Raw genomic sequence first — 19,830 nt, 5'->3', positions numbered from 1 at the left:
GTAAATAATACAGGTTGTAGCTACTTTTCAGAGAACCAGACAATCGAATCACCTCGTTAAATTTTATTACGGACAAGGTCAAAGAATGATTTTTTGTATCGCTCAAGGTGAGCGATTGAGGCGAGGGGAATACGCTTTAGAGATTACTGTCAGGTGGGCAGATTAAGTTTGTCACTACAGTCGTCAAGGCTTTAGTGTCATAGATTTTGCCCACCTGAAAAATAAAAATTTCTTACCTGAATCACAAGCTATCTAAAAAATATATTAAGCATATTTTTTCACTGTTGAATCTCACTGGGCTGGCACCTCACTCAAAATGCTTTCCAGTGTTTATCTGAGACAGAGGAGATCTTTTTATGGGGTACGGGCAATTCTTGTCGGGCAAAAGAAGGTTCCACAGATATATTGGGTGCATAGTTTCTGAAAAATGATACCGCTTTTTCTAACCGCGCTGCCTCTTCCTGTAATGAACCGGCTGCTGCAGCGGATTGTTCGACCAGTGCAGCATTTTGCTGGGTGGTTGTATCCATCTCAGTCATCGCCTGACTTATCTGGCTAATTCCACGGTTTTGTTCATCCGAGGCGGTGGCTATCTCCTTCATGATATCATTAACCTGTCCAACGGAATGAATGATACCCTGCATCGTTCTGCCTGCTGTATCGACCTGGGCCGAGCCCGAATTAACCTGACTGACCGAATCCTTGATAAGACTTTCAATCTCTTTTGCAGCAATGGCGCTTCGCTGAGCGAGATTTCTCACTTCCCCTGCAACGACTGCAAACCCTCTACCACCTTCCCCGGCCCGTGCAGCTTCCACGGCAGCGTTCAGAGCCAATATATTTGTCTGAAAAGCAATACCATTAATTACCTGGGTTATTTCTGAAATACGGGAGGAACTTTTCCTGATCTGGTCCATTGTATTAATAACACCGCTGACGACCATACCGCCCTGGGTGGCTTGTGACGATGCCTCACTGGCAAGCTGACTGGCATAAATCGCATTTTCGCTGTTAAGTTTTACCGTCGATGTAAGCTGTTCCATACTTGCCGCCGTCTGTACAACAGCTGCAGCCTGCTCTTCGGTCCGTGAAGACAAATCTTCATTACCCATAGCTATTTCAGAAGCAGCATTGTTGACGTTTGACACACCGTTGCGAACGTTACTAATAATTTCTTCCAGTTTCGATCTCATGCTGTTGACTGCATTCATTAATAATCCGAGCTCATCTTTACGCTCCGAAATAACAGTCTGGCTTAGATCCCCAGTGGAGATCTTACGTGCTACAGCAAGGGTATCAGACAGCGGCTGAGTAATACTCAGCGTTATACGCCATGCGAATAATACACTAAGAATGACGGCAACTAAAGATATTAATCCTATTTTTACGCGTGCTATTCGAATAAAATCTGCAGATACTTCCTTTTGGTAATCAAACATTCTTGAAAGTGAGGCGTCGAATGCCTCTCCTTTCTTAACAAGAGTTTTTGCCGCCAGGTGATGTTCAGACCATAATATTTCGAAAGGGGATATCATCTGTAAAACCTTACCAAGAACATCCTGCGTTGGGGCGGTAACAGCAGATAAGATTGGTATATTTTTATTATTGAGAAAGTTCACGGTATCTTTGGCAGCCCCAAGTGCGGTAATTAACGTTTTAAGTCCTTTACCGTCAGGGACTTTTGTAAAAGCAATAATCAGGATGTTTATTTCTTTGAGCTGAGACGAAAGACGCTGTAGATCTGTTGCAGTTGTCGGGTCTGGTGCATTTTTTTCAACGAGCAGGTCCATTTCCTTTGCAAGACTGAGATATTTAAATTGTTGCAATCTTGCCGCCTGTTCCATCATCCGCTGCATGTAATCAACTAATATATTTCTTTGTATTCCATAAGCTTTCATTGCTGATTCAATATCGCTGAGGTGTTTCTTACCTTCTACATCCCAGCTAAATTCGGTAAGTTTTTGATACTGGACTTGCAATTTATTAAGAGCCTCCGCGTTTTTATCGGCGTATTCCTGCTCATTCGTATACTGGTATAAAGTGCGATTGAGACGGGCATTACCGAATGTACTGTTCATTTCTATAGTCAAACTTCGACGGGCAGAGTTATCCTGAATGGTATCAAGGCAACCTGAAGCGACAAGGGCCGTAATAATTAAAGCCCCAATGACAATGGAAAAACTGAGACCGAGTTTTGTTCTGACTTTCAGGTCCATAAAATAACTGCCGATACTGAGACGTTTCATATGCATTGAGCCTCTGATTGTACAATGATTATTACATTTAAGGCGTGATATTCTCAGGCCCGGCATGCTTATTACAGTTATCGGCATACAGAAAAATAACATTAATTTAATTTACAAATTAGCGTCCTTATCAGATTGTGATCTTGCACATCCATTCGCCACAGTCTTCCAGCCGCTTTTAAGTCGCTGAAAATATGTTTTTTTGCTGTTACTGATGTCACCTGACTGGTTTAACTATGTCAGTGAACACTGTGTAACGGGTAATAAGGGTGACACCCGGCCAGTAACAGAAGCATTTCATATTCTGCCTGGCTCAGCAGCCCGGGTTTTGATACAGATTCTTTGGTCTGCCAGACACGCAGACTAAGGCCACAACGCTCAGCCGCTGCTTCCTGCGAGAGACCTGCAGCCAGACGGAGCTCACGGATGTTAGTCTGCACAGCGACGGGAAAATGAGATACCTGTTTATCCAAAAAGACTCCTTTGTCCGCTTCGGCGACGGCTTTCAGCGAAAGAGGGGGCAACGCCTCGCTGAAGTGCGGTATTATCACAGGTGCGAGACTGCGGGCACGCATCAAAAATATTAAACTGTATCCGGAGCATGTCAATTTTCTGGCAGGCCGGTACGGTTTACCGTACCGGCGGATACCACATCAGAAGCGTTGCGTCCGGTGTTAACCGTCATCTATTTCTGCGCGCATATCCATCAGCGATGACACGATACGTCCCTCTTTTTCCGCCCTGTAGAACACCTCACCCGCCCGGCGTAACAGTCTCTCCATATCATCACCGGCCCCCTGCCGGGTGAATAACGCGCTCCGCATGCGGGAAGGTCAGTGCTGCAACGGTCTGGCGAACACATTTCGCGAGCATCAGCCCTCCCGCAACAACGGTGTGAGACAGAAAAAATATTAAGTCTTCACCGCCGAAACGAAGCACCACCTCACCACTGCGACTCAGGAAACGAAGTAACGCCGCCAGACTGAACAGCACCCTGTCGCTGGCATGGTATCGGCAGCTGTCGCTGTGATCTATATCGATGGCAATGATGCTGTGCATACCGATCTGAGGATATACCTGATTCCGGACGCTGAAGCCATGACGGTTCTTCAGGCCGGACAGGGAATTGGTCATCGCTCCATCACTGAGAACCAGACCTGTATCAATATCAGCTGTACATGGAAGGCCAGGACACCGCGAAGTCGCTCTGCCTCCGCGTATAAGGAGGCGATGCCCGCGAGTGTCCTGAGAATGGCAACGTTATCCCTGCCATTGCTGGATGTGGTCAGATGCTCAAAAGGCCGGGCTATCCGGATGGTAGCAAACCAGGCAGCACAATGGTCAGGGCCAGGAGGGCGATAATAAACCAGAATGTGCTTATAAACTTAACGTTACGTTTCTGTACCACACTGTATACCAATCCGCGCTGTGCGATGCCCGGATTTCAGTCCGTTGTATGAGTCAGCCTGCGATAACAAGCATGCCTATCATCCCGCAGGGAAAGGGGCTGTACGGTCAGCAGCATCATTGGGGTCAGGATAATGCCACTCATCTACTGTCCGGTAAGCAGTGAACGGAGATAAAACTTTTTTCAATTCAGCCCTGACAACTTTCTCACGCACCGGCAATCATTCCTGCCGCTCAGGCCCGTTTATGAGCCTGCTCCCGGGCTGACAAGCGGCTGTTGGTGGGGTGATAACAGTTAACCTTACCAGAAAACCGGCGCGGTTTTTCCGTAGGGTCCGCTCCCGCCAGGCAACTCAGGGAGCGGGATCCCGCCAGGCGGGGAGTAAACAACCGCCGGAGGCCGGTAGCGGAACCTTACCTGCAGGGGGTGTCTGTTGCAGGAGCCAGCTGTCAAGTTCTGTCGGCGTCAGCGGGCGGGAAAAGTAAAAGCCCTGTACCTGGTCACACCCGTAATCATCAAGCAAACTCACCGTTTCCCGGTCTTCCACGCCCTCGGCCACCACCACATAGTTCAGTTCTTTCAGCATGCGGATAACGGCGGCGGCGATAATGCGGCTGCCGGGATCGGTCGTCAGACCGGCAACCAGTGCCCGGTCAAGCTTGATAACATCAACCGGCATCTGCCGTAGACAACCAATATTACTGTAGCCGGCACCGAAATCATCCAGAGAAATTCGAAAACCGCTCCGCCTGAGTCGCTCCATGTTCGCCAGGGCTGCCGGATTTTCCGTGGCCTTTTCTGTTTCCAGACATTCAATGCCCACCAGAGACGCCGGCAGGCCAGCGCCGTTTATCCGGGTATGCAGCATGCTGACAAAGTTACTACGGGCAAGGTCACTGACACTGACATTGACCGACACCGGCAGGGCACGACCGTCATCAGACCAGCGCTTCAGCTGGCGAACCGCCTCGGCGACAACCCAGTCGGTTAATCTGTCCATCAGATTGGTGAACTGTGCCGCAGGCAGGAACTCCGCCGGGGAAAGCTCACCCCGCACCGGATGCCGCCAGCGGATCAGCGCTTCAAAACCCACAGGGTGACCGCCCCGAAGAGAAATCTTTGGCTGGTAAACCAGATAGAGACCACCGGTCCCGGTTTTCAGGGCCGCGGCCAGATCGTTCATCAGCCTGAAATCACCGTTGCGCCGGATATCACTGCACTCATCAAATTCCCGCGCACCGACATGCAGGCTGATGGCCTCATGCAGCGCGCTGACCGCACGCCGTAACACCTCCTGCGCCGGCAGCACAGCGGGTTCAAAACAGACTTCACCGGTATGAATGGTCAGGTCCATCGCCACACCATCCTCAGGACGGGCGATGACGTCGCGCAGCTCTTCGACAACGCGTTGTGCTGAGAAACGGTCGTCTGCCGGAGCCAGAATGGCATAACGGCCGGTGGCCACGGCATAGAGCACATCGGCTGGCGCCAGCGCCAGTCTGTCCCGCAGTAGGGTACCGATGTTGCGCAGCAGCGCTTCCACCGGCGTCATACCCAGTGCACGCGCCAGTTCATAAGCACGGGACATATCAATGCAGTCAATTAACGTCAGGCGAAGCGGAACGATATCAGCATCAGTGGCAAGGAGCCGCAGTTGACGTATCAGTGCCTGACGGTTGGGCAGACCGGTGGCCGCATCCGTAAAGCCGGCTGAATGCCAGGTCTCCAGAAATGCCATCACCAGGCGTGCCAGTGTTGTCAGCATTCTGACTTTTTTACGCGGGAACCTGTGTGGCTTCCGGTCCGTCACGCACAGGGTACCCAGGATGACACCTTCGCGATTTTCCAGCGGTGCGCCGGCATAAAACCGGATGCCGGGCGGGGCAACGACCAGCGGATGCGTAGCGAAGTTCGGATCAAGCAGGGTATCGGGCACAATCATAACATTTCCATTGTCCACCACATGACGGCAGAACGCATCTTCCCGCGACGTCCGGCATAACGCGAAATTATGCGCAGCCCGTACGAACTGATGATGTTCATCAATAACGGAGATGAAACTGCCCGGGATCCCCAGCGACTCGCTGGCAAGCCAGGCAAACTGTTTTAATATGGCATCCCGGCTGTCGTCGGGCATTTTGAGCGCGTCAGTGGCTTTTTGCCGCTGTGCCTCATTTCCACTGAGATTGATAAGCATGGATAGTTTCAGCCTGTTGTTGGCGCAGCTGCGCTGCAAAAAGCAAGGTGCTGTACTGCTCCCCGGGAGACGAGGAACAGACTGACATTGCCAGAAATACTGGTAAGATCGCTGGCAGAAAACCGCTGCCGACGGGCCGTACTGATGTCTCTTAAGGAGACTTGTATGATTCTCAGTCAGGTTATCGGCTGGTGACAGGAAAATTTTACGACCAGGCATGCCCCCACATCCGGAACGACAGTCGGCAAAACGAAATTCCGCTCAACAGCAGATTTTTCAGCGGGTGCTTCCGGACGGGGCCGCGCTGGTCCTGCCTGACCGGACTGTATCGGTATTATGGAGCGCATTGATACATAAACTGAAGACAAGGCCGGAAACTCATAGCCGCCCATGCCATTATGACGGCCGGTCCTGAGCTCAAACCAACACTGTTAAGTAGAAAAATTTTTAAGGTCATTACAGGTGAATAACATTGACGAGCCGGAACGCCAGGAGTAGTGGTATTCTTATTAAATTCAGTAACATCTGTACAATAAGGGATCGATAACCATTGTGTTGCGGCCAGTATAAGCTGTAACTGTTCCCTGCGGTTTTCACCTAAACATGAGGCCTACTGGCGTGCTGATGCCCCGGACCAGCCAGTAAATATTCGGGCAACGGTATCTCTGAGCGTCTGCTTAACCACTACTACTCCAGGAGAAAAAATGCTTGTTAATCTGAATGGTGACGAAGCGCAACGTCTGGAGGCCGTCAGGGTACTGCGCACGCCTGACGAAAGCCGGGATGCGATCCTCGATGATTTTGTGCATCTTGCTGCGGAGTCTCTGGGTATGCCGGGCAGTTTCATTTCAGTGCTGGATGACAGCCAGCAGTACATTACTGCCTCTCAGAATATCCCCGTCCGGAGGGTTCCGCGTAAAGACGCGTTTTGCCGCTATGTTATGGAGAGCGAAGGAACCGTTATTATTCCTGACATGCTTAAGGATCCGCGATCTTCAGATCATCCTCTTGTCACGGGGGAGCCCTACGTCCGTTTTTATGCCGGCGCCCCGCTGCGGACCGCTGAGGGGATACTTCTGGGTACGTTTTGTGTCACCGATACACGACCGCACCGGTTTTTATCACGTCAACGCAGAATACTTGAGCAACTGGCCGGTCTGGTGATGGCATTTCTGGAGACCTGGCATTCAGCCGGCTTTACGGATGCGGCCACCGGTCTGCCCAACCGTCAGGCACTGATACGTGAACTGCAGCACAGAGCGGTAATGTGTGGCGCTGACCGGTTGCGGCTGATGATTATCGACTGTATTGATATGCATAAAGCCAGCGAGCTGGAACGCTCACTGGGTATGCTGCCGGTCGAAGCCCTGCTCAGGGACGTCGGCAGGCTATTGTCCCTGCGTCTCAGCCTGCCGACCGGGGGCAAGCTGTATACCGTTGCTTCCGGACGCTATGCCGTGCTGACTGAAGAGACCTGTCCGCTGACCGCCGCTATCCTCAGTACGCGGTTACTGGGCGTCACGGCGCAGATAGAAGAGGGTATTGCTGTTGATCTGACAATTAATGTCGGTGAGGCGTGTTTCACTCCGGCTGACGTTTCTGCGCAGGAAGGGCTTCGTCGTGCGACCAGTGCGCTACATGAGGCCATCTCCTCCGGCAGCGGCGTACGGAGCTTTGATGCACTCACCGACGGACACCGTAACGGGGAGTTCCGGTTGATGCATGACCTCGCGACTGCTCTGCACGGCGGGAGCGGACTCTGTCTGGTTTACCAGCCCAAAATATCCCTTAAGTCGGGCGAACTGACCGGTCTGGAGGCCCTTATCCGCTGGCGACATCCGACGCGCGGTATGCTTTCTCCGGACGCCTTCCTGCCTTCCGCTGCCCGTACACGTCTGCACGCCGTGCTTGCTGACTGGGTCATACGGACCGCTATGGCGCAGCTGGCGTGCTGGCAGGAGGCTGGCTGTGCCGTGCCGGTCTCCGTGAATCTCAGCGAGAGTGATTTTTCACGCGATGGTTTTGCTGCCGCTCTTTCTGAGGGGATGAGGCAGGCCGGACTGGCACCGGCACTTCTTGATATTGAATGTCTGGAAACGGAAAAAATAGTGGAGAAAGAAGGGGCGGTTGCGGCGCTGCTGGCGCTCAGGGAACGCGGGTTCAGGATTGCACTCGATGATTTTGGCGCGGGTTTCAACAACATCAGCTACCTGCACCGGATGCCACTGGACATTATCAAACTTGACCGTGTGCTGGTGAGCGATATTGCCGTCGACAGCCGCAGCCGTACCATCGCCACTAACATCATCCGCATGCTTAAAGAACTTGAGTATACCGTCATTGCCGAAGGCGTTGAGGATCGGGCAACTGCAGACGTGCTGACAGCGGCTGGCTGCGACCAGGGGCAGGGATATTATTATTCGCGGCCACTGTCAGTTACCGACATCACCCGTCTGCTGTTGCGCATGCAGTGATGGGTCTCAGGCCGTTTGTACAGCAGTTATCCACCATTTCTGTGGATAACTTTAACCGCGTTTGGCTTTTTCTGTTCTCCCGCTCATCTGCATGCAGCTGGCAGGTTACGCTGCCAGCCCTGCAGCCCCCGCGTATCAAAAGCATACTGCCCGGCGGTAAACACATATTTCACCGGTTTGCCGGCTGCAAGCCGCCTCAGGAGTGCCCGTGGCATGGCAGAATACACAATGTTTACGGACCGTCCTGTGTCACCACTCGTTATCCAGCGCGTGTCAGCACCGGTTGCACCTGGCACCCTGAGCGCGTCCGGATTGAGAGAGCCTGCCGGAAATTCCACAGAAATGAACAGGGACTCTCCGCCCATACAGCTTATTCTCATGAAGGCCACGGGCTCTGAAGAGACCAGCGTGATGCTGAGAGCCGACACAAGACGCCCGTCCGCGCGTGCCTGAAGCAGCGCGCCGCAAAGAGCAACGCCTGCAATAGCCAGAATAAATTTACGATACGGTAAGGCCTGTCGGGTCATAAGCAGCACGGATCCTCATAAAGGCACGGCATCATCAGTGTCTCACCTGTGGGAGCGCTGAAACAGTGGTTCCCTTCCCGTCAGGACTGACGGCGCAGGCAACCACACCGTCAAACCGGATACCGAGGCAGAGACCTTCCTGTGTGGTCAGCAGAGAGAAGTCAACCCTGCCCAGGTGAGTAACCTGCTGACGAAAACAGGTATTCAGGCGCACGCTGCCGCCCATTATGCAAGTGAAAGCATACATGACACGATTGTTATTCAGTGTGCGGTGGAGTTCAGAGGTATCAGCAGTGACCACTCTGACCGGTTCATTCTCGCCGGTCAGAAAGGCCTGCAGCAGCCTGTACAGATCATCGTTATGATAGCCAGTATCAAATGCCTCATTAAGCAAAATCGTATAAGACCTGAGATCGAACATCTGTGCTCCAGAGATGGTCATTGCTGCGCAGAAAGTATGCCCAAAAGCCTGTCATGTGCGGATCTGTGAAGAGAGAAATCAATAGCCGCTACCCGGTCAGGATAATATATCTTATGTCCGGGCGCAAAGCGCCGCATGATACTGGAATATAGTTTTCGCTCTTCCCGGGTACAAATCGTAACGGGAACAGAGCAGGGCCCGTAAGCAGCATATGCCCAAATGCATGACGAAACCCTCAAACTGGCTGAGCGTAATGGCGTGGTCGCCGCAGCGCGAAAAATCAGCCTGTATGAGTCACAGTGCTATAACTGGCGCAGCAAACAGCAGCAAATGACCATTTCAACAGGGAAAACAAACAGGCTGCTGAAATTGCCTGCCTGAAGCGTCAACTGGCAGAGAAGGAAGAGGCACTTACCATTCTCCAAAAGGCCGCGGCATATTTCGCGAAGCGCCTGACAGGTGGAATTTATCGACGGATAGAAGGTCAGAATTTCCCGACAATATATTACGCATCTGGAAGCAGATCCATCTGAATTCAGAAAGCGTTGTACAACGTAGTAAGGGTTACCTATTAAATCTTTGTGTGCATTTTTCATCTTGTTACTGATTAGAAATGAGCAGATCATGTGTTTACCCTAGTTGAACAAAGCAGGTTACATGTTAATCAGCACTGAGAATTCTCGTAGTAACGTTGCAGATACACAACTCGCTTGTACGCTCGCTGCCGTTGCTGGAGCCCTGAATACAGCAGCATTTGAAATTGTAGGTTTTTTTTCTGCCAATATGACCGGTAACGTTTCTTCACTGTCGGATCAACTTGCAAAAATCAACTTTACATCTGGCATTTTTTTCTGTTTATCGTATGCATTTTCATTGCCGGCTCTGCATTTTCCACAATCCTTATTAATGCAGGACGCAGAAAGAACAACCGGTCGGTGTACGCTTTCAACATTATTATTGAAGGTGTGGGGCTGGTTTTGTTGGGTATTGTTGAGAGTTGGCTGGCTCCGCTTTCGCCTGAAGTATTACTTATTTTGTGCCTGAGTTTTCTAATGGGCTTACAGAATGCCGTCGTAACTCGCATATCTAATGCGCGTGTAAGGACAACTCATATATCAGGAACATCTACGGACATCGGTATAGAGCTGGCCACGCTCTTCGATGTGCTAAGATGAAAGGAGTCTCCAAAAGATGCTCCACTTTATCTTGAAAGACTCCGGCTACATTCATTCACCTTATTGTCATTTCTGGCTGGAGGAATTGCAGGGATATGGTTGTTTCATTTGCTTGGATATGGATTCCTGACATTTATAGGTGTTGGTGTGATTTGTTTGGCACTGCATAACAAGCTCAAAAAACATGAAAATTCATAACATAAAAGCACCGCCTACGGGCGGTTTTTCTATTGGAGTGAATATGAGCGAAGAACAATCCCAGGGCAGCTGCACCGTTAAGGGGGCTCGGACACTTTCACACGACGGGACTGATAAGATGAACCGGCTCAGGGATATAAGCCGCCATTTCCTTACCCTGCTGGACACTACAAAAGAAACAGGCGCAGTTCCACGGTGGATGGCCATGGCGAATACCGAAATGCAGAAAGCTTGCATGTCAGCATGTCGAACTGTAACTCTGCCGGAAGACGATTGCTAAGGTCATCACAGGGCGCATTTGCGAGTGCGCCTGATGATGAATTATGACCCTGGAATAAGGTAAAAAGCGTTGGTGAAAGAAACGTTGTCTTCCAGCGCCTGAAGGGCTGGAGCGATGAACTCATCCTGGTACCAGACGACATCATCGACAGGAACCGTTGCAGAACATTTCTCGCACCGGATACTGGCAACGGATTCATCTCTGGAAGATTTTGCAGATGAAGTAAACCGGTCACATCCGCATCCTGGACATATCAATTGTAATACTGGCATAGCCTCAAACTTAATACATGAAGGTGGATTTAAGAATAATCTTAACAGGGTCGGATAGCGATAGCGTGATGTGTAAATTTTATGCAAAAGTAGAATCACAAAGTGTCAGCAATAATTAACTGGTTGATGGATATGGCTATCACTGCAATGCAGACCCGGCACATTGATCACCACATGGCATGTTTCTTCAGCATGTCGCTGAGCTTCAGCGTGCTGATACTGTCTTCACCGACCCGGGCTGGGACTATGACAAGCGCAAGGAAGAATTAACTGGCATTGATCTCAACCATCGCCATCCAATAATTAAATAGCAGCACTGTAGTGGCAGCATAACCAGCTCAATCACGAGCGCGTTAAGCTGAGAGCCACTTCACAACGGCTCGAAAGTGTCTGGATTATCCGTGGCGATTCGAGTATTGCCAGACAACTAAAGTTGCTTAGGGGCTATTCATTACGAATTTAGCCTGGTATTGTGCTAAGAGTGGTTACGAATTCACACAACTTAATTATTTAAACCTCTCTCCGGCGGTTTTTTTTCTTATCTACACAACAGGTAAGAGAACTTCCCTAAAGGGACTTGGCTTAAATGTACTCGGTACTCTTTACCGTTGTGATACCTAACAGGGCAGTGTCATGCGATTGATAGCTCATAGGCTTTATAACAAAGCTGATATGTTTTCTGCAGCACTTTGAGCTTTCTTTTACTTACAAACGATAACAGCCGATACCGGGCTGGATACGGGTATAGGAATTTATTATATTCATAGCGATAGCCATTCTCATTATTTCAAAGCCTTGTATAATAGAGGTGTTTTTTTAAGACTGACATTTCTAAGCTATAGGGAAACTTTGATGAGTAAGCTGCAGGTCGGTGATTTGGCGGTGATTGTTTCTGCTAACGTCCCAGAAAACATCGGAAAGATTGTTGAGCTTTTAATTTATTTAGGCCCCAGCAAAAGTGATGTCAGTAACGAAGTCGCTCCTGCCTGGTACGTGAAGTGTGAGGCAGGTCTAGTGACAACTCAGGGAAACAAAACAATGCGCGGAGGTGTTTTCATCAGGCGACTAATGCCTCTTGGTGGTTATGAAAATTTCCATGCTGATCTGCATTATAAGGAGATAGCAGATAGCTAAAGCCGTCAAGCCGACTAAACTCAGTGGATGCAAACTCCGCCTCGCTATATTCAAGAAGGTCGCCATCAGAGCGACCTTTTTTATTCCAGTTTTGGCCCTGCCAATCAACTCCCCCCTTGATTTCCCTGTGTAGTGGTAGGCGAACTTTACCCTTTTAAAAACACATGCAGCCGCCTGAAAGAGAGGTGGGTATCCCGGACAGACCTGATAACCTGGCGGAATGCTCGCCAGGCTGGCAAATCACCGCAATGAGGTCGACTACTCAATTCTGGCATTCGTTATGTCAACCCTCACAACCTCGCGGAACAGGAAACCATATGGCGTGACCGGCTCACCGGTGCGGCGATGTGTGGAATCCTTTGTTTTTTGCTCAGCCAACACTAACGGCAATATGCACGATATTCGGCTGGACGTTTCCGCCGGAATTATGCTGGACGTTGTCTGCATTCGTCGGATATATCGGCGTTAATGTGCTCTTCTCTTCTCCTCTGTTCGCAGGCGAGTAGGTATTGAAGGGGTTAACGGAGGTTCAAATGCTGACAGTTAATCAATTCCAGTGCGCAACGGGTATTAGCGATAAATTGGGGGATGTATGGCGATAGCTCTTCCGATAAGGGTTAACGGCAAGCTATGAAAATAAATTAGATAGTTAATGGTTATCGAAAAGATAGGTAAGGCCGTATTTTATTTTCCTGATTTAGTTCTAAATTTTCTGGGCACAAATTAGAAGAGAAAAAATATGCCAAAATTTTATTACATTGCACTACTGACACAGCACAATGCCAACTTTCGTATTCACTCTGAAGAGTGTGTTTCGCTTCCGTTAAGAGCCAGCCGACAATTTTTAGGCACTTTTTACCACGAAGGCGATGCGGTTAAGGTATCAAGGGTATTGCATCCTTGTGCTAATCCATGCCCTGTTTGCTTTGAAAATCCCAGAAAGTATCAGTCAGAAATATAACCGCCTACGGGCGGTTTTTTATTGGGGTGAATATGTTCGAGGCACGCATCTATAACAGCCGCAGGGACAAAACCAGGCTCACATTCCTGAAGTCTCACCCTCTCTGTAAGATGTGCCTGAAGCAGGGCAGAACCAGCAACCGTTGTGGGTCACATCAAGCCTCACAGGTTGAAGGAAGCACTGAAAGGCGGGAAGCCGAAAGAGATTGCAAAGGCTCAGAAGTTGTTCTGGGATAAAACGAACTGGTAGCCGGGGCTGATATTTACGTCTTTGCTCCGATGCCGCATGTGGTCGATTTTCAAATCCGTCTTAACCCGGACACTGAAGAAGTCCGCTATGCCGTTGAAGCTGAACTGCGCTCAATGATGCTTCGGGACGGTGTGCCTGAAGGGGTTTTAAAACCTACATGTATCAGTGAGGCGATCAGTATCGCTACGGTAGAATACGGCCATACGCAGGTCAGCCCGTCACTTCCCCAAAAAGACATGTCTTGCCCAATACACCCAGCAGGAGCTGGATCACAGCCCAACTAAACAACAGACCGAGAAAGACACTGAAGTTCAAAACACCGAAAGAGATAATTGGAAAGCGTGTTGCGTTGACAGGTTGAATCTACATCGATTGAACTCACAGCTCATAGCGGACTATGTGTCCGTTTTAGATCGCCTGGTGATGAAGCTGAAGTAGCAAATCACACGTTAACTAACGTGTGATGAATTTATGCTTAAATGGCGTATTGGCTTTAGATATTTGTTCTAACCGCCCGCCATGCACGTGCGCAAAATCCATGAGGGCATTTTAAGGCGATACGGGCGGTGAAAGGTTACCTGAAGCCACGAAACCGTGCTGAGGGCGCTTGCGGCTGTGCGGGTAAGTAATCTTATGTTAAATAAAGCCTATGGGCACAACTTCCTGCTTCTCTCATCAGGTTAATCCGCCTTCGCCTGAGCACCTGTTTATTGACTTAAATTCAAATAATAAGAGAATGTTTCTTTTTCAGCGACCATCAGAAAGAACCGGAGTTTATCATCGCCAGTTCTCGTGTATTTTCCTTTTTAACTTCCGTTAAAAAGTCAGGCGTAATTGTTGCCACTGGTGTTTTACTTGCCAGTTGCTCTTCCGAACCCCCTAAATCTCTGGTCACCCCGCTTCCCCCTGTGGCTAAACAACCTCTTCCACAGCCATCAGCGCAAAATCAGGAACCGGTGCGCGGCGTCTGGCTGGCGACCGTCTCCCGTCTGGACTGGCCGCCGGTATCGTCGGTGAATGCCAACCGTGCGGATATCCGCATCAGCCAACAGCAAAAAGCGCTAACGGATAAGCTGGACAGGCTTAAAAGTCTCGGTATCAATGCGGTGTTCTTCCAGGTGAAACCCGATGGTACGGCCCTGTGGTCATCAAAGATTTTGCCATGGTCAGATATGCTGATGGGGAAAATTGGTGAGGACCCGGGTTACGATCCGCTAAAGTTCATGCTGGATGAGGCGCATAAGCGTGGCATGAAGGTTCATGCCTGGTTTAATCCCTATCGCGTATCCGTCAACACCAAACCGTCAACCGTTACTGAACTCAATCGCACACTTTCGCTGCATCCGGCCAGCGTATTTGTACTGCATCGCGACTGGATCCGTACCGCAGGCGAGCGTTTTGTACTCGACCCTGGCATCCCGGAAGCACGAGACTGGATCACCAGTATCGTGGCTGAGGTGGTTGCGCACTACCCTGTGGACGGTGTGCAGTTTGATGATTATTTTTATGCCGAGACCCCTGCCTCCGCCCTGAATGACAGTCTGACCTTCAAAAAATATGGCCAGGGATTTGACTCAAAAGCGGACTGGCGACGGTACAACACTCAGCAGTTGATTGAACAGGTTTCGCGCACCATTAAACAGCTGAAACCCAATGTTGAATTCGGCGTCAGTCCTGCGGGCGTATGGCGCAACCTGTCGCATGACCCGGCAGGATCTGATACGCGGGGTGCGGCAGCTTATGATGAAGCCTATGCGGATACCCGACGCTGGGTACAGCAGGGTTTGCTTGATTATATTGCCCCACAGCTCTACTGGCCCTTCTCGCGTGAAGCGGCGCGTTATGATGTGCTGGCACAATGGTGGGCTGATGTGGTGAAACCTACAAACACCCGTCTCTACATTGGCATTGCCCTGTACAAAGTAGGCGAACCGTCAAAGAATGAGCCAGCCTGGACGATACAGGGCGGCGTACCGGAATTAAAAAGGCAGCTCGATTTGAATAAGTCTGTGCCGCAAATCAACGGCACCATTTTGTTCCGGGAGAACTATCTCAACCAGCCTCAAACCCAGGAAGCGGTTAGTTATTTAAAAAGCCACTGGGGAAGCTGAAACTCATCTCTGTTAGCTACGCGAATTATGATGTGACACCCCTGCTCGATCCTCAGCATTCGCGTAGCGTGGCCAGCCTTCTTTGTCGGCTTGGCCTTTTTTCCTGCCCTCTGACCCGGTTATGCGACGCCATTGCCTTCATTTTATGACTACAGTGTTGTTCTGTTACCCGCGTTATCCTGCTCAAAAATTTTATGCTTAACTAAACGGTTGCGAAGCCATTCCTGAGCTTTTCCTGCTTTAGCTTGTTTTGACCACAGTAAATCAACACCAACAATCCAGTCCGTGAAGGGATACTCCTGCTGCCGTAATTCAACTAACGTCCCTGCGCGCAATTCACGATTAACAAATTCACGCGGAAGCGAAGCCCATCCCAGACCAGCAAGCGCCGCGTCAAGCATGGCGCTATAGCTTTCTACCCGCCAGAGCATAGGACTGCCTAAATATTCTGTTGTGGCTATTTTTTTCTCCTGTAAGCCAAAGGTGATGTGTCGCCAGTTGTGCAGATCGGCAAAAGAAACAGGGATTTGTTGAGCAAGAGGATGGCCAGCGCTGACAACATGCACCATGACGATCTTACCCAGTTGAGCAAACTGAATTTTATCGCTTTCAACCGAGTGTGAGAGGGCAATACCCAGATCCACCTCTCCATTTTTGACCATTGCCCCCACATCGCCCCAAAACGGCTCTCTGATATGTATATCTACTTCAGGAAAGGTCATAGAGAATTCATATAGAACCGGCGCAATGATGACGTAAGGAAGTTCAATGGCAAGACTGACATGACTCTCAATCGCCCGGTTAAATGCCGTCACGCGTCGATCGAAAGCATGGCATCTTTCCAGTATTGTTTTGACATATTCCCGGAGAACTTCCCCTTCTGATGTCAGTCGCACCTGCCTTGGCGTTCGTTCAAACAACGTAACGTTCAGTTCGATTTCCAGATTGCTCATCGCCATATTTACCGACGACTGGGATTTTTTCATTTGACGCGCAGCAGAAGAAAATGATCCTGACTTGGCTACCTGCTCAAACATCATAAGTTGTTCCAATGAATATTTCAAAATAGCTCCCGGCTTTCAATTTTCCTGAAAACAGTTCACTTACTTGTATCATTTTTTTACTTATACAGTGAGCTTCCTGATGTTAAAACGCGATTAAGGATGTTTATGGCAACGTCAATTGCAGAGAAAAAACCTGAAAGCTCGCTGAGTGTCAGGCGGATAGCTTCGCTGGGATTCCAGCACGTACTCGTTATGTACGCAGGTACGGTAACGGTGCCTTTGATCCTTGCTTCGGTAATGGGCTTAAACGGGGCTGAGACGATTACGCTCGTTAACGCATGTCTGCTTACATCCGGACTGGCCACGCTGCTTCAGTCTGTCGGCATAGGTCGTTTTGGCGGAAGGCTACCCCTTATTCAGGGATGTTCATTTATCGTGCTGGCGCCTATGGCCATGATTGGCCAGGAGTATGGGATCACAACTGTTTTTGGCTCCGCCATAGCGTGTGGATTATTTACCGTCCTGACAGCCCCGCTTTTCAGCAGGTTAGTCCGCTTTTTCCCGCCGGTGGTGATTGGGTGCGTGATAACCATCATTGGTATTTCGCTTATGCCTGCAGCGGCCATCTGGATTGGAGGAGGAAATCCAGATGCGCCTGACTTTGCCAGTCCGTCCAACTTACTACTCGGTCTGGCTACTTTAGTAATCACCCTGTTCTTTTACTGTAAAACGCGTGGTGTTATCAGAAACTTCAGCATTCTGGCCGGCATGATGGCCGGAACATTGATCGCTTTAACAGCTGGCTTAACCGACTTTTCAGCTATCAGTAACGCGGCATGGATTGGTATCAGTATGCCCTTCTCTTTTGGCATGCCGGAATTTTCACCCGTTCCCGTTTTTGTGTCCTGCCTGGCTATGTTGATCGTCATGACAGAAACAACGGGTAATGTCCTGCTGATAGACAAGCTTATTGGCCGACCGACCACACCACAACGTCTTGCCGATACGATACGGGCTGACGGTCTTTCAACCATGGTTGGCGGGTGTTTTAACAGCTTTCCCTATAATGCATTTTCGCAAAACGCCGGGCTGATCATGCTTACACGTATTACCAGCCGTTCAGTGCTTGCCGCTGCGGGTTTGATACTGGTATTACTCGGCCTGTTTCCTAAACTTGGCGCTATTGTTTCAGCTATCCCGCGTCCGGTTTTAGGCGGTGTCGGCATTTTGATGTTTGGCATGACGCTGGCAGCAGGTATCCAGCAGCTTAAAGATATCAGCTTTGCAAACGACAACAATATCCTCATTGTTGCCGTTTCAATAAGCATTGGCATTATACCCATGGCTTTTCCGGCATTATTTAAATCCCTTCCTTCGTCGTTAAGACTGATTTTTGACAGCGGCATTTTCATTGGAGGATTTACCGCTGTTTTACTTAATGCCTTACTGAATTCCGCTACAGGAGAAGAAAATGAGTAACGCAACGGATATTAAATTCCTGAGAATGTCGAACGAAGTGGGAAAACGCGCTGTCGCCCTGGGTAAACATCCTTTCGGTGCGGTGCTGGTCGCCCCTGACAGGGAGACCGTACTTTTAACACAATGTAATATCGATACCGTTAACCATGCGGAATCAACACTTGCCCGAATAGCTGCAAGTAATTTTACGGCAGAGTTCCTTTGGAACTGCACGCTTTATACTGCGGTTGAACCCTGCTGTATGTGTGCCGGAACCCTCTACTGGGCAAATATTGGCCGTGTCGTATATGGAATGAGCGAAACGCGTCTCCTTGAGTGCACGGGCAATCATGAAGAAAATCCTACGATGAGTGTGCCCGCATCATATATTTTTGAGCATGGGCAGAAAAAAATCGAACTGATTGGGCCTGTTTATGAGGTTGAAGAGGAAACGCTGGAATTGCAGAAAGCCTTTTGGTTTCACAAACAATAATATTCTGATGGGCCGGTGGCAGAAAGCCTGCCCATCCATATTTCGATGGCACCCTCTTCCGGTTCTGACCGGCCATCGGGATAGGGCGCTCAGGACACCACGATGGGTAAGGATCGCTGACATCAGCGATCGTCCTGACCGGACACAGGTCAAAATCCGATTCCGTCCCCCTTCTGCCAGCAGGTTCATATCGAGATCGCCGGGCACTACATTGGATAGCAATGCTCCTGGAGCTAAGTAATCCTGTGAAGAATGCTTAGCGCAGGCTGTTTTTCGCTTCCCAGCCTGATCCCAAAGATAATGTGTAAAGTCAGAGAGGAAATAATAATCTACGTATCAACAATGTTGACACGTCTGGCGGCAAGCGTTAATGTTGATACAGTGTATCAACTACGGAGAAATCAATCATGGCCCAAGCAATCGTTAAAAAATGGGGTAACAGCCCTTCAGTACGTTTACCCGTTGCAATCATGCAGGCGGCATCTCTCAATGTTGATGATGCTGTTGACATTGAAGTGGAAAATGGCCGAATCATTATCGTTCCGGCAAAAGTAAAGGAATACTCACTCGATGCCCTTCTGGCGGGAATATCGACTGAAAATCTCCACGAAAAGGCAGAGTTTGGTGCAACCACAGGTAAGGAATTGCTCTGATGGTATCGCGTTTTGTACCAGAATCAGGGGATCTTATCTGGATTGATTTAGATCCTGTGGCCGGGCATGAGCAGGGCAGACACCGCCCTGCAGTCGTGCTAAGCCCGTTCGCCTATAACAATAAAGTTGGTCTGCTGCTTTGTGTACCCTGTACCACACAGGAAAAAGGTTATCCATTCGAAGTGAAAATCTCAGGCAGTCGTGAGGGAGTTGCTCTGACAGATCAGGTTACCTGCGTCGACTGGCGTACCAGGAAAGTGACAAAAAAAGGAACGGTAACGAGTGCTGAGTTGGCAGAAATTAAGGCTAAAGCCAAAGCTCTTATCAATTAACCTCTGAAAATTAGCCGGATATTTTCAGTCAGGCATTCTATTGCTCAATGGATCAGGACTTCAGGCCAGCTCCATTTTCTCACAGGCGGAATGCAGGTTTGTACCCCCACCATGACTTTCGCGAAAGAACAGTAAAAACAAAATAAAAAATCATAGGTTACGACTTATCATAAAATATAAGTTTTATACTAAAAGATAACATCTAAAGAGCGCCATAAGGGCATAGTTTAAAAACGC

At 49.5% G+C, this 19,830-nt stretch carries 16 protein-coding genes and 3 pseudogenes; 11 read left to right on the top strand and 8 right to left on the bottom strand.

Translation table 11 applies throughout. The annotated features are described in order from the left end of the window. Nucleotides 1–311: 311 nt before the first annotated feature. The 4 genes from Q3V30_RS21810 to Q3V30_RS21795 all read right to left on the bottom strand — a co-directional run bounded on the left by Q3V30_RS21810 (nt 312) and on the right by Q3V30_RS21795 (nt 5,851). Nucleotides 312–2,246 carry a methyl-accepting chemotaxis protein gene (locus tag Q3V30_RS21810; RefSeq protein ID WP_306213348.1) on the bottom strand — a complete coding sequence of 645 codons (1,935 nt, stop codon included), beginning with the start codon at nt 2,244–2,246 and terminating at the stop codon, nt 312–314. 239 nt (nt 2,247–2,485) lie between these two features. Then, a complete protein-coding gene (locus Q3V30_RS21805; protein ID WP_306213347.1) occupies nt 2,486–2,719 on the bottom strand; it encodes a helix-turn-helix domain-containing protein in 234 nt (77 codons plus the stop codon). 313 nt (nt 2,720–3,032) lie between these two features. Then, a complete protein-coding gene (locus tag Q3V30_RS21800) occupies nt 3,033–3,380 on the bottom strand; it encodes a diguanylate cyclase (protein ID WP_306213346.1) in 348 nt (115 codons plus the stop codon). A gap of 626 nt (nt 3,381–4,006) precedes the next feature. After that, a complete protein-coding gene (locus Q3V30_RS21795; RefSeq protein ID WP_306213345.1) occupies nt 4,007–5,851 on the bottom strand; it encodes a sensor domain-containing diguanylate cyclase in 1,845 nt (614 codons plus the stop codon). Nucleotides 5,852–6,555: 704 nt separating this feature from the next. Here Q3V30_RS21795 and Q3V30_RS21790 point away from each other — a divergent pair. Beyond that, on the top strand, nt 6,556–8,325 hold the full coding sequence (locus tag Q3V30_RS21790; RefSeq protein WP_306213344.1) for a bifunctional diguanylate cyclase/phosphodiesterase: 1,770 nt from the start codon (nt 6,556–6,558) through the stop codon (nt 8,323–8,325). 561 nt (nt 8,326–8,886) lie between these two features. Here Q3V30_RS21790 and Q3V30_RS21785 read toward each other — a convergent pair. Further along, entirely contained in the window at nt 8,887–9,273 is a 387-nt protein-coding gene (locus Q3V30_RS21785) for a hypothetical protein (RefSeq protein ID WP_306213343.1), read from the bottom strand. Between the two features lie 211 nt (nt 9,274–9,484). Between Q3V30_RS21785 and Q3V30_RS21780 the strand changes: the two are divergent. The 3 genes and pseudogenes from Q3V30_RS21780 to Q3V30_RS22800 all read left to right on the top strand — a co-directional run. Then, nucleotides 9,485–9,730, top strand: a pseudogene (locus tag Q3V30_RS21780) (transposase); the annotation flags it as partial. Nucleotides 9,731–9,930: 200 nt separating this feature from the next. Then, nucleotides 9,931–10,448: pseudogene (locus tag Q3V30_RS22710) on the top strand (YoaK family protein). Between the two features lie 184 nt (nt 10,449–10,632). Beyond that, nucleotides 10,633–10,926, top strand: coding sequence for an Acb2/Tad1 domain-containing protein (locus Q3V30_RS22800; protein WP_428979279.1), 294 nt, complete (start codon nt 10,633–10,635; stop codon nt 10,924–10,926). On the opposite strand, the gene Q3V30_RS21765 is transcribed toward Q3V30_RS22800, so the two are convergent. Continuing rightward, nucleotides 10,814–11,161 (bottom strand): hypothetical protein, encoded by a 348-nt coding sequence (locus Q3V30_RS21765; protein ID WP_306213342.1) that lies wholly within the window; start codon nt 11,159–11,161, stop codon nt 10,814–10,816. The two genes, Q3V30_RS22800 and Q3V30_RS21765, sit on opposite strands and share 113 nt — an antisense overlap. Before the next feature lie 889 nt (nt 11,162–12,050). Here Q3V30_RS21765 and Q3V30_RS21760 point away from each other — a divergent pair. Further along, entirely contained in the window at nt 12,051–12,332 is a 282-nt protein-coding gene (locus Q3V30_RS21760; RefSeq protein WP_306213341.1) for a hypothetical protein, read from the top strand. 1,426 nt (nt 12,333–13,758) lie between these two features. After that, nucleotides 13,759–13,903 (top strand): annotated as a pseudogene (locus Q3V30_RS21750) (hypothetical protein); the annotation flags it as partial. A 396-nt stretch (nt 13,904–14,299) separates the two neighbouring features. Here the strand turns inward: Q3V30_RS21750 and Q3V30_RS21745 are convergent. Beyond that, the gene (locus tag Q3V30_RS21745) at nt 14,300–14,437 is read right to left on the bottom strand and encodes a hypothetical protein (RefSeq protein WP_306213340.1); all 138 of its coding nucleotides are present in this window, start codon (nt 14,435–14,437) and stop codon (nt 14,300–14,302) included. On the opposite strand from Q3V30_RS21745, the gene Q3V30_RS21740 reads away from it, so the two are divergent. After that, nucleotides 14,376–15,653, top strand: coding sequence for a glycoside hydrolase family 10-like protein (locus Q3V30_RS21740; RefSeq protein ID WP_306213537.1), 1,278 nt, complete (start codon nt 14,376–14,378; stop codon nt 15,651–15,653). The genes Q3V30_RS21745 and Q3V30_RS21740 overlap by 62 nt on opposite strands. Before the next feature lie 149 nt (nt 15,654–15,802). On the opposite strand, the gene Q3V30_RS21735 is transcribed toward Q3V30_RS21740, so the two are convergent. Then, nucleotides 15,803–16,717, bottom strand: coding sequence for a LysR family transcriptional regulator (locus Q3V30_RS21735; protein ID WP_306213339.1), 915 nt, complete (start codon nt 16,715–16,717; stop codon nt 15,803–15,805). Between the two features lie 105 nt (nt 16,718–16,822). Here Q3V30_RS21735 and Q3V30_RS21730 point away from each other — a divergent pair, with 105 nt between their 5' ends. The 4 genes from Q3V30_RS21730 (at nt 16,823) to mazF (ending at nt 19,593) form a co-directional block, all read left to right on the top strand. Continuing rightward, nucleotides 16,823–18,136: a nucleobase:cation symporter-2 family protein gene (locus Q3V30_RS21730; protein WP_306213338.1), complete on the top strand. Its 1,314-nt coding sequence runs from the start codon at nt 16,823–16,825 to the stop codon at nt 18,134–18,136. Then, nucleotides 18,129–18,608, top strand: a complete 480-nt coding sequence (locus Q3V30_RS21725; RefSeq protein WP_306213337.1) for a nucleoside deaminase — start codon at nt 18,129–18,131, stop codon at nt 18,606–18,608. Before Q3V30_RS21730 ends, Q3V30_RS21725 begins: the two co-directional genes overlap by 8 nt. Before the next feature lie 407 nt (nt 18,609–19,015). Next, entirely contained in the window at nt 19,016–19,261 is a 246-nt protein-coding gene (locus Q3V30_RS21720; RefSeq protein WP_306213336.1) for an AbrB/MazE/SpoVT family DNA-binding domain-containing protein, read from the top strand. Next, nucleotides 19,261–19,593 carry an endoribonuclease MazF gene (gene mazF / locus Q3V30_RS21715; protein ID WP_306213335.1) on the top strand — a complete coding sequence of 111 codons (333 nt, stop codon included), beginning with the start codon at nt 19,261–19,263 and terminating at the stop codon, nt 19,591–19,593. Before Q3V30_RS21720 ends, mazF begins: the two co-directional genes overlap by 1 nt. The last annotated feature ends 237 nt before the right edge of the window (nt 19,594–19,830 follow it).

The organism is Erwinia pyri (assembly GCF_030758455.1).
Taxonomy (GTDB): domain Bacteria; phylum Pseudomonadota; class Gammaproteobacteria; order Enterobacterales; family Enterobacteriaceae; genus Erwinia; species Erwinia pyri.
Note: the sequence above shows the minus strand (reverse complement) of the source record. Positions and strands in the feature narration are given on the sequence as shown.